This is a genomic window from Streptomyces sp. NPDC060198, from assembly GCF_042728415.1.
GTDB lineage: Bacteria > Actinomycetota > Actinomycetes > Streptomycetales > Streptomycetaceae > Streptomyces.
The window spans coordinates 1-9,278 of record NZ_JBHWZJ010000281.1 but is presented as its reverse complement, the minus strand read 5'-3'; the positions used below and the strand labels follow the sequence as shown (position 1 = coordinate 9,278).

Genomic DNA, 9,278 nt, shown 5'->3' with positions numbered 1-9,278 from the left:
CCCCACGACCGGGGTGCGGGGGCCTCGCCGTTCCCTTCCCGGGCCGCCCGACGCGGGCGCTGCGCGCGATGTCCGCGGCGATCCGTAGACTGGGGCCCGTGAGTGAGCCCCGCCCTTCAGACCGGCACGACGCGTCAGAGTCCGACGACACCTTCGCGGAGATCGTGGACGAAGCAACCCAGCGCGACCCCGACCTGGCGGTGATCGAGGCCGGGAGCCGCACCCTGCGCACCCAGTCCGGGCCGCCGGTGTCCGAGGCGCCCCCGGCCACGCCCGAGGACCCCGAGACCGCCAAGGCGCTGCGCGCCGTGGAACAGGAGCTGGCCGGACGCTGGGGTGAGACCAAGCTCGAACCCTCCGTCACCCGGATCGCCGCCCTGATGGACGTGCTCGGCGAGCCCCAGCGCGCGTACCCCTCCATCCACATCACCGGGACGAACGGCAAGACCAGCACGGCCCGCATGATCGAGGCCCTGCTCAACGCCTTCGACCTGCGCACCGGCCGCTACACCTCGCCGCACGTGCAGTCGATCACCGAGCGGATCAGCCTGGACGGTTCGCCGATCGCCCCCGAGCGGTTCGTCGAGACGTACCAGGACATCAAGCCGTACGTCGAGATGGTCGACGCCCAGCAGCCGTACCGCCTCTCCTTCTTCGAGGTGCTGACGGGCATGGCGTACGCGGCCTTCGCCGACGCGCCGGTCGACGTCGCCGTGATCGAGGTCGGCATGGGCGGCACCTGGGACGCCACCAACGTGATCGACGCGAGCGTCGCCGTCGTCACCCCCATCTCGCTCGACCACACCGACCGGCTCGGAAACACCCCCGCCGAGATCGCCGGGGAGAAGTCCGGGATCATCAAGCAGGGCGCGACGGTCGTACTGGCCCAGCAGCCGGTGGACGCCGCCCAGGTGATGCTCAAGAAGGCCGTCGAGGTCGACGCGACGGTGGCCCGCGAGGGCATGGAATTCGGAGTCGTCTCCCGCGAGATCGCTGTCGGCGGCCAGCTGCTGACGCTCCGCGGACTCGGTGGCCCGGCCTCCGAGTACACCGACGTCTTCCTTCCGCTGTACGGCGCCCACCAGGCGCACAACGCCGCGGTGGCGCTCGCCGCGGTGGAGGCGTTCTTCGGTATCGGCGGTGAGCAGACCCGCTCGCTCGACATCGACGCCATCCGCACGGCCTTCGCCTCGGTCCGCTCGCCGGGTCGCCTGGAGGTCGTGCGCTCCAGCCCGACCGTCGTCCTGGACGCCGCCCACAACCCGGCCGGTGCCCGTGCCAGCGCCGAGGGCCTCACCGAGGCCTTCAGCTTCTCCCGGCTCATCGGCGTCGTCGGCGCCAGTGACGACAAGGACGTGCGCGGGCTCCTCGAAGCCTTCGAGCCGATCTTCGCCGAGATCGTCGTCACCCAGAACTCCAGCGCCCGAGCGATGGACGCGGACGCCCTGGCCGCCGTCGCCGTCGAGGTCTTCGGCGACGAGCGCGTCCAGGTGGAGCCCCGGCTCGACGACGCCCTGGAAGCGGCGATCACCCTCGCCGAGGAAGAGGACGAATACGCGGGCGCCGGCGTACTGGTGACCGGATCCGTGATCACGGTCGGCGAGGCCCGGCTGCTTCTGGGAAGGGGCTGACCCTGTGCGTACGCTCTGCGCGTCGACACTGATCGGCGAGTTCTTCGTGATCGGCTTCGCCGGACTCGTCGCGATGAAGTCCGACGACCTGACGGCCGGGACCGTCTGGACCGTGTGCGGCATCGGCATGCTGCTCTCCGTACTGCTCTGCGGCATGCTGGGCCGACCCGGCGGTGTCGTGCTGGGCTGGGCGCTCCAGATCGCACTCGTGGTGAGCGGCGTCTTCGTTCCGGTGATGTACTTCCTCGGCGTCGCCTTCGCCGCCCTGTGGTGGGCGTCGGTGCACTACGGCCGGAAGATCGACGAGGCGAAGGCCCGCTGGGCGGCCATGGAGGCCGACTCCCCGACCGCTCCGGCGGCCGGCTGACCTTCCGGGCCGCACCGCGTCACCCTGAGCCCGACGCCGTGCAACCCCACCCGTCGGGGCTCGGACCAGCCCCTGTAATCTCGCTCTCCCGCACCCCGTCACTCGCAAGGAGCCGCTCCACATGACCCAGCGCACCCTCGTTCTCCTCAAGCCGGACGCGGTCCGGCGTGGGCTGATCGGTGAGATCGTCGGCCGCATCGAGCGCAAGGCGGGCTGGCGGATCACGGCCCTGGAGATGCGCACGCTCGACGGGGACACGCTGGAAGCCCACTACGGCGAGCACAAGGGCCGCCCGTTCTACGAGCCGCTCGTGGAGTTCATGGCCTCCGGCCCCGTCGTGGCCCTGGTCGCCGAGGGCGAGCGGGTCATCGAGGGCGTCCGCGCGCTGGCCGGCCCGACCGACCCGATCGCCGCCGCGCCCGGCTCCGTCCGCGGCGACTTCGGGACGATCACCCGCGAGAACCTCATCCACGCCTCGGACTCCGAGGAGTCCGCTGAGCGCGAGCTGAAGCTTTTCTTTCCGGGTCTGTCCTGACGGTTGATCGGCCAAACAGCGCTGCTGACCCGGGGCGACCGAATTAATTCGGTCGCCCTTCGGTATACGTGGTCCGATCGCGGGAACGCATCCCACCGACGTAACGTCACCATAGGTGGAGCGCGTAGTCGTTCCACCCGGTAAGGCGAATGCCCCTCGCGCTGTGTCCGTGCACCCGGCACTACGATGGAAGCTTCCACACCCGCAGCGCGCCGGATTCGCCGACCAGATCCAGCCATCATGCTTTCTTCGGGAAGGCACCGCCGCATCCTCATGGGGAACAAGGGGAATCAATGTCGTTCATCGGTCGTGACATGGCTATCGACCTCGGGACTGCCAACACGCTGGTGTACGTCAGGGGGCGCGGCATCGTCCTGAACGAGCCGTCCGTCGTGGCCATCAACACCAACACCGGCGGCATCCTCGCGGTCGGCTCCGAGGCCAAGAAGATGATCGGCCGTACGCCGGGCAACATCGTTGCCGTACGGCCGCTGAAGGACGGCGTCATCGCCGACTTCGAGATCACCGAGCGGATGCTCCGCTACTTCATCCTCAAGATCCACAAGCGCCGCTACCTGGCCCGCCCGCGGGTCGTCGTCTGCGTGCCCTCCGGCATCACGGGGGTCGAGCGCCGCGCCGTCATCGAGGCGTCGACGCAGGCAGGTGCCCGCCAGGTGCACATCATCGAGGAGCCCATGGCGGCGGCCATCGGCTCCGGCCTCCCCGTGCACGAGGCCACCGGCAACATGGTCGTCGACATCGGCGGCGGCACCACCGAGGTCGCGGTGATCTCCCTCGGCGGAATCGTCACTGCCCAGTCGATCCGGGTCGCCGGCGACGAACTGGACAACGCGATCATCCAGCACATCAAGAAGGAGTACTCCCTCCTCCTCGGTGAGCGCACCGCCGAACAGATCAAGATCACGATCGGTTCCGCGTACGACATGGACAAGGACGAGCACACCGAGATCCGCGGCCGTGACCTCGTCTCCGGACTGCCCAAGACCGTCGTCATCTCGGCCGCCGAGGTCCGCAAGGCCATCGAGGAGCCGGTCAACGCGATCGTCGACGCCGTGAAGACCACGCTCGACAAGTGCCCGCCCGAGCTCTCCGGCGACGTGATGGACCGCGGCATCGTCCTCACCGGCGGTGGTGCGCTGCTGCGCGGGCTGGACGAGCGGCTGCGCCGCGAGACGGGCATGCCGATCCACATCGCCGAGGACCCGCTGGACTCGGTGGCGCTCGGATCGGGCAAGTGCGTCGAGGAGTTCGAGGCGCTCCAGCAGGTCCTGGACGCGCAGCCCCGGCGGTAGCCGGGGCGCGCCCCTTTCGTTGACACATCTTCGGTCTGCCGTGCGGGCGCTGCCGCCCCGTACGGCAGATCGTTGATATACAGGCACGAACATTCCTACGAGGAAGGCACGGCCGCCGCACGTGAGGGACACACGAGAGAGCCGGCTGCTCCTGGTGCTGCTGATCGTCATCGCGTTCGCACTGATCACGGTGGACATCCGCGGCGGCGAGGACTCGCCGGTGGACGGCGCCCGGCAGGCCGCCGCGACGGTCTTCGGACCTGTCGAGAACGGCGTGGCGGCGGCGGTGGACCCGGTGGGCAACGCCATCGGCGCCGTCCGGGACTCCGGCGACCGGCACGACCGGATCGCGGCCCTGGAGAAGGAGAACGCGGCGCTCAAGACGGAGCTCGGCAGCGACGCCCGCACCAACAGCCGGGTCCGCCAGCTCGACGCGATCCTGAAGAACGCCGACGCCGGTCAGTACGGCATCAAGGGCGCCCAGGTCATCGCCATAGGAGCGGCCCAGGGCTTCTCCTGGACGATCACCATCGACGCGGGCTCCAAGGACGGCATCGCCCGCGACATGACCGTGCTCAACGGCGAAGGACTCGTCGGCCGCGTCACCACCGTCGGCCCGAACACGGCGACCGTGCTCCTCGCCAACGACCCGGACTTCACCGTCGGGACCCGGATGGAGTCGACCGACGAACTCGGCTTCGCCACCGGCCAGGGCAACAGCCCGCTCTCGGTGCAGTTCCTCAACGGCAAGGCCAAGGTGGCCAAGGGAGACCGGCTCGTCACCTTCGGCTCCAGCAAGGACAAGCCGTTCGTGCCCGGCGTCCCGGTCGGCGAGGTCGTCCGCGTCGACCCGTCCGGCGGCGACCTCACCCGTACCGTCTACGTCAAGCCGTACGTCGGCTTCACCAAGCTCGACATCGTCGGCATCGTCGTCGAGGCCCCGCGCACGGACCCGCGCGACGCGGTCCTGCCGAAGAAGCCCGCCAAGCCGACAAAGCCGAAGCCCACCCCGACCGTCACCGTGACCGTCCAGCCCAACGGCGACCTCGTCGACGGCAACGGCAAGGTCGTCGGCAACATCCACCAGACGCCCGGCGCGACGGCCTCGGGTCAGGCGGCCGGTGCCACCGACGTCGCCACGCTGCCCGCCACCGACGCGAACACCAACGCCGATACAGACGCTGCCGCCGACCCAGACGGCCAGGCAGACGACCAGGAGTAGGGCTGATCCCCATGCGCTTGAACCGGACGCTGCTCTCCGTCGCCCTCGTCGTGGTCGCCCTCGTGGTCCAGGTCTCCGTACTCGCCAGACTCCAGCTCCCCGGAGCCGTCCCCGACCTGCTGCTGCTCACCGTCCTCGGACTCGCCTTCGTGTACGGGCACGTCAGCGGTGCGCTGATCGGCTTCGGCGCGGGTCTCCTCGCCGACCTGGCCCCGCCCGCCGACCACGCCGCCGGGCGCTACGCCCTGGTGCTCTGCGTCATCGGCTACCTCGCGGGGCTGGTCCGGCCGGAGAACGGGCAGCTCAAGTCGGCTTTCGGCCCCATGGCGTTCGTCGTCGTGGCAGCCGTCGGCACCACTCTGCTCTACGCGCTCGTGGGCGCCCTGGTCGGCGACACCGCGGCCCGACACGTCGGCCTCACCAGCCTGGTGTTCACGGCCGCCGTGTACGACCTGCTGCTCGCGCCGTTCGTCGTACCGCTGATCATGGGGCTCGCCAGACGCACCGAGAACGACCCGGTCTCCGAGTCGGCCGGTGGCGACGTCTCCGCCGGCTGGCTCTCCTCGGGCACAGGCCTGACGATCGGCAACCAGCGCGGCGGACTCCGGGTCCGGGCCGCCCGCAATCGCGCCGCGCGCGCGGGAAGGATCAAGGGGGTCAAGCGACTGTGAGGCCGGACCAGCACCCGAGCACCACCGACGGGGGCGCACCGTGAGCAACATTCCCGAGACCGGCCGGACCCAGCGCGTCCAGATCCGCCTCGTCGTGATCCAGATCCTCGTCTTCTCCCTCCTGCTGACGCTCGGCGGCCGGCTCTGGTACCTCCAGATCCGCAACGGCCAGGAGTACACCGACGAGGCCAAGAACAACCACGTCCAGCAGGTCGTCCAGCCCGCCGTCCGGGGGGCCATCCTCGACGCGCGCGGTGTGCCGCTGGCCGACAACGAGACCCGCCTCGTCGTCTCCGCCAGCCGCACCGAGCTGCTGAAGATGAAGGACGACGGGGACGCCGTCCTCACCCGCCTCGCCGACGTCCTCGGCATGAAGCCGAAGGACGTCAAGGACAAGGTCCGGCTCTGCGACGCGAAGACCCCCCAGCCCTGCTGGAACGGCTCGCCCTACCAGCCGATCCCGGTCACCGACGAGGCCACCACCCAGCAGGCGCTCCAGATCCGCGAGCGCGCCGAAGACTTCCCCGGCATCACCGCCGAACCCACCGCCGTACGCCGGTACGCGGCCCCCGGCGGCGCCAACACCGCCCAGGTCCTCGGCTACCTCTCCCCGGTCACGGACGAGGAGATCACCAAGGCCCAGGACACCGAGTCGCCGTACCTCCGCTCCGACCAGGTCGGCCGCTCCGGCCTGGAGCGCACGTACGACCGGGAGTTGCGCGGCAAGGCCGGTGTCACCCGCTACGAGGTCGACAACCTCGGCAGGGTCATCGGGCAGGCCGCGAACGACCCGGCCGAGCCCGGCGCGTCCGTCGTCACCTCGATAGACGCCCGCGTCCAGTCGGTCGCCGAGTACGAGCTCGACAAGGCGATGAAGACGGCCCGCAAGGAGTTCGACAAGAACACCAACGAGAACTACAAGGCCGACTCCGGCGCCGTCGTCGTGATGGAGGCCAAGACCGGCCGGGTCGTCGCGATGGCCTCGCTGCCGGACTACGACCCCAACTCCTGGGTCGGCGGCATCTCCGCCAAGGACTACGACAAGCTCACCACCAAGAAGTCCAACTTCCCTCTGCTGAACCGCGCGATCCAGGGCCAGGCGGCCCCCGGCTCCATCTTCAAGGTCGTCTCGTCCACGGCGGCGGTCAACGCCGGGTACCCCTTCGACGGCAACTACCCGTGCCCCAGCTCGTACTCCATCGGCGGCCAGACCTTCAAGAACTTCGAGTCGCAGGGCTACGGTTCCATCACCATCGGCCGCGCCCTGGAGGTCTCCTGCGACACCGTCTACTACGGCATCGCGCACAAGGAGTGGCTGAAGGACGGCGGCACCAACCCGAAGAAGAACCCCGGCGACTGGTTCTACAAGACCGCGCACCAGTTCGGCCTCGGCAAGGAGACCGGCATCGACCTCCCCAACGAGGTCGCCGGCCGCGTCCCCGACCGCCAGTGGAAGGAGAGCTTCTTCAAGGCCAACAAGGCCTTCTGGTGCAAGGACGGCAAGAAGGACGGCACGTACGCCCAGCAGATCGAGTACGAGAACTGCCTCGAAGGCGACAAGATGCGCGCCGGTGACTCGGTCAACTACTCGATCGGGCAGGGGGACACGCTCGTCACCCCGATCCAGATGGCCACCATCTACGCGGCGATCTCCAACGGCGGCACCCTCTACGACCCCACCGTCGGCAAGGCGATCGTCAGCGGCGACGGCAAGACGGTCCAGGAGATCAAGCCCGTCTCGCACGGCAAGCTGCCCTTCACCGGGTCCACGCGCGACGACATAGACGAAGCCCTCGCGGGTGTCGCTACCCGGGGCAGCGCCGCCTGGCGGTTCGGCGGCTGGCCCCAGGACAAGATCCCGATGCACGCCAAGACGGGTACCGCCGAGGTCTACGGCAAGCAGACGACCTCATGGTTCGCCACGTACACCAAGGACTACTCGATCGTCATGACGATCTCCCAGGGCGGTACCGGTTCCGGCGCCTCCGGCCCCGCCGTGCGCAACATCTACAACGCCCTCTACGGTCTCGACGCGGAAGGCAAGCAGGACCTCAAGAAGGCGCTGCTGCCCACGCCGCAGAAGGCCCTCCCGAAGATCCAGCCCGACGGGACGATCAACGCCCCGAAGGTCAAGCCGTACGACCCCGACGCCAACAAGCCCCTCGGCGACGGACAGCAGGCGCTCGCCGCGACACTCGGGAGGCGTGACTGATGGCCGGTGGCTTCTCCGTCTCCGGGTACGGCCCCGAGCGGTCCTCCTGGGCCTGGCTCACCGCACGCGACTCCGTCGTGCGGCGGCTCGACTGGCCCTTGCTCGGTTCCGCGCTCGCGCTCTCCTTCATCGGGTCCCTGCTCGTCTACTCGGCGACCCGGGGCCGCGACTCCCTCACCCACGGCGACCCGTACTACTTCCTCTTCCGCCACGCTCTCAACACCGGCATCGGCTTCGGCCTGATGATCGGCACGATCTGGCTCGGCCACCGCACCCTGCGCGGAGCGGTACCGATCCTCTACGGGCTCTCCGTCGTCCTGGTGCTGGCGGTCCTCAGCCCGCTCGGCGCCACCGTCAACGGCGCGCACGCCTGGATCATCATCGGTGGCGGCTTCTCGCTCCAGCCCTCCGAGTTCACCAAGATCACCATCATCCTGGGCATGGCGATGCTGCTCGCCTCCCGCGTCGACGCGGGCGACCAGCTCCACCCCGACCACCGCACCGTCGCCAAGGCGCTCGGGGTGGCCGCGATCCCGATGGGCATCGTCATGCTGATGCCCGACCTGGGTTCGGTCATGGTGATGGCCTTCATCGTCCTCGGCGTACTGCTCGCCTCCGGCGCCTCCAACCGCTGGGTCTTCGGCCTCCTCGGCGCGGGCGCCCTCGGCGCGGTCTCCGTCTGGCAGCTCGGGCTCCTGGACGACTACCAGATCGCCCGGTTCGCGGCCTTCGCCAACCCGGCCCTGGACCCGGCGGGCGTCGGCTACAACACCAACCAGGCGCGTATCGCGATCGGTTCCGGCGGTCTCACCGGCACCGGGCTCTTCCACGGCACGCAGACCACCGGCCAGTTCGTCCCCGAGCAGCAGACCGACTTCGTCTTCACGGTCGCGGGCGAGGAGCTCGGCTTCGTGGGCGCAGGGCTGATCATCGTGCTCCTCGGCGTCGTCCTCTGGCGCGCCTGCCGCATCGCCCGCGAGACCACCGAGCTCTACGGCACGGTCGTGGCCGCCGGGATCATCGCCTGGTTCGCCTTCCAGGCGTTCGAGAACATCGGGATGACCCTCGGCATCATGCCGGTCGCCGGTCTGCCGCTGCCCTTCGTCTCGTACGGAGGGTCGTCGATGTTCGCCGTCTGGGTGGCGATCGGGCTGCTCCAGTCGATCAGGGTGCAGCGGCCGATGACGGCCTGAGCACCGACGACGCGTACCCCTCACCCCGGCCCGGTGGCAGCTGCCACCGGGCCGGGGGGGGGCCCGGGCGGGTGGCCCCCCTGTGTCCCCGCCGGGGGGGGCCTAGATTCGGAACCAGGGGCGACGCGAAGCGC

Annotated in this window: 8 protein-coding genes; all 8 read left to right on the top strand. The window is 69.7% G+C overall.

Annotation, left to right across the window (positions count from 1 at the left end; genetic code table 11):
* Positions 1–98: 98 nt before the first annotated feature.
* The 8 genes from ACFWEP_RS26395 (at position 99) to rodA (ending at position 9,144) form a co-directional block, all read left to right on the top strand.
* Positions 99–1,631 (top strand): bifunctional folylpolyglutamate synthase/dihydrofolate synthase, encoded by a 1,533-nt coding sequence (locus ACFWEP_RS26395; protein ID WP_387373504.1) that lies wholly within the window; start codon positions 99–101, stop codon positions 1,629–1,631.
* A gap of 4 nt (positions 1,632–1,635) precedes the next feature.
* Positions 1,636–1,998: a DUF4233 domain-containing protein gene (locus ACFWEP_RS26390; protein WP_387373502.1), complete on the top strand. Its 363-nt coding sequence runs from the start codon at positions 1,636–1,638 to the stop codon at positions 1,996–1,998.
* 121 nt (positions 1,999–2,119) lie between these two features.
* Positions 2,120–2,533, top strand: a complete 414-nt coding sequence (gene ndk / locus ACFWEP_RS26385; protein WP_266704304.1) for a nucleoside-diphosphate kinase — start codon at positions 2,120–2,122, stop codon at positions 2,531–2,533.
* A 293-nt stretch (positions 2,534–2,826) separates the two neighbouring features.
* Positions 2,827–3,846 carry a rod shape-determining protein gene (locus ACFWEP_RS26380; RefSeq protein ID WP_124268240.1) on the top strand — a complete coding sequence of 340 codons (1,020 nt, stop codon included), beginning with the start codon at positions 2,827–2,829 and terminating at the stop codon, positions 3,844–3,846.
* A 121-nt stretch (positions 3,847–3,967) separates the two neighbouring features.
* The gene (mreC, locus tag ACFWEP_RS26375) at positions 3,968–5,068 is read left to right on the top strand and encodes a rod shape-determining protein MreC (protein WP_387373500.1); all 1,101 of its coding nucleotides are present in this window, start codon (positions 3,968–3,970) and stop codon (positions 5,066–5,068) included.
* A gap of 11 nt (positions 5,069–5,079) precedes the next feature.
* Positions 5,080–5,739, top strand: coding sequence for a rod shape-determining protein MreD (gene mreD, locus ACFWEP_RS26370; RefSeq protein WP_387373498.1), 660 nt, complete (start codon positions 5,080–5,082; stop codon positions 5,737–5,739).
* 40 nt (positions 5,740–5,779) lie between these two features.
* Positions 5,780–7,951: a penicillin-binding protein 2 gene (gene mrdA, locus ACFWEP_RS26365; protein WP_387373497.1), complete on the top strand. Its 2,172-nt coding sequence runs from the start codon at positions 5,780–5,782 to the stop codon at positions 7,949–7,951.
* Entirely contained in the window at positions 7,951–9,144 is a 1,194-nt protein-coding gene (gene rodA, locus ACFWEP_RS26360) for a rod shape-determining protein RodA (RefSeq protein ID WP_387373495.1), read from the top strand. The genes mrdA and rodA overlap by 1 nt, the downstream gene beginning before the upstream one ends.
* Positions 9,145–9,278 lie beyond the last annotated feature (134 nt).

Coding starts and splice junctions, on each gene's coding strand:
- mreD (WP_387373498.1), top strand. CDS start 5,080: ATGCGCTTGAACCGGACGCTGCTCTCCGTCGCCCTCGTCGTGGTCGCC.
- rodA (WP_387373495.1), top strand. CDS start 7,951: ATGGCCGGTGGCTTCTCCGTCTCCGGGTACGGCCCCGAGCGGTCCTCC.
- ndk (WP_266704304.1), top strand. CDS start 2,120: ATGACCCAGCGCACCCTCGTTCTCCTCAAGCCGGACGCGGTCCGGCGT.
- ACFWEP_RS26380 (WP_124268240.1), top strand. CDS start 2,827: ATGTCGTTCATCGGTCGTGACATGGCTATCGACCTCGGGACTGCCAAC.